Origin of the sequence: Bowmanella yangjiangensis (assembly GCF_017255015.1) — a bacterium.
Classification (GTDB): Bacteria; Pseudomonadota; Gammaproteobacteria; order Enterobacterales; family Alteromonadaceae; genus Bowmanella; species Bowmanella yangjiangensis.
Genome location: NZ_JAFKCS010000375.1, coordinates 1 through 782, shown reverse-complemented (window position 1 = coordinate 782; position 782 = coordinate 1). Strand labels below are relative to the sequence as shown.

2 protein-coding genes are annotated in these 782 nt (G+C 55.8%); both read right to left on the bottom strand.

All coding sequences use genetic code 11. The annotated features are described in order from the left end of the window. Positions 1–32: 32 nt before the first annotated feature. The gene (locus tag J0A65_RS24645) at positions 33–425 is read right to left on the bottom strand and encodes an Imm52 family immunity protein (protein WP_206596878.1); all 393 of its coding nucleotides are present in this window, start codon (positions 423–425) and stop codon (positions 33–35) included. A 65-nt stretch (positions 426–490) separates the two neighbouring features. Next, complete coding sequence (locus tag J0A65_RS24640) at positions 491–754, bottom strand: hypothetical protein (RefSeq protein WP_206596877.1); 264 nt, start codon at positions 752–754, stop codon at positions 491–493. Between the last annotated feature and the right edge of the window lie 28 nt (positions 755–782).

The following is a 782-nucleotide window of genomic DNA, read 5'->3' as shown; positions in this document are numbered from 1 at the left end:
AACCCAAACGTAGCTCAGGATGTTGGCCGACGTCAGTTGTTAAACAAGGGTAGATAGCCCAGCTCGACGAGCTTTGTGTCCAGCGCGCCGACACTTCGGAAGTGCTCTCTATTGCGTTCATCCATAACCTGAGCACTGCTCACCAGAATTGTGCGGCGACCTGGTATGTCGATCAGCTCGTCTGCATCTGAGAAAGCGCTGGGATCTAGCGGGTGTGGACAGAAACCTATCCAGCCGATGGTTTGACGGTTGGAGAAGGTTTGGCCATCCAGGTAGTACCTGTCGGGAGCGATTACGCCCCAATCGATTTCCGGCCAGATGGACACCGCTAGGCGAAGCATTTCCACCAACTCCGGACGTGGGTTCTCAAGAGCTGATACCAGCGCTCCGGCATCTTCGAAATCCATGCTGGATATGGATTCCATGTCGTGTGCGTCGTAGCTGAAGGCCAAGCCTCCCCGCAGCGGATCTTCCTGTCCATTCCACACAGCTACGGACAGCCATGTTGGATACTCGGCGTCGAAACTTGCGGCGGCAGCCTCGGACAACGCTTGGGGGCGCTCAGCACGTCACTGCGCAACGCGTCCTGAACTGAGGCACCTTGTAAATACCATTTGCCAAGAAGCGGATGTAACTGGCCCAACGCGCCCAGGTAGCGGTGTATGCGCTCCAACTGCTCCTCATGGGGCACCTCAGCGATCGCACTTTTGTTGAAGCGCATCTTGAATACAAAGGACCGGAAAGAATTTGCCATGCTGGTTCCTCAGGCAATCAGATCGGGA

What these genes read in the sequence shown, in the direction of transcription:
- J0A65_RS24645 (WP_206596878.1), bottom strand. Translation starts at nt 425, where the DNA reads ATGGAATCCATATCCAGCATGGATTTCGAAGATGCCGGAGCGCTGGTA.
- J0A65_RS24640 (WP_206596877.1), bottom strand. Translation starts at nt 754, where the DNA reads ATGGCAAATTCTTTCCGGTCCTTTGTATTCAAGATGCGCTTCAACAAA.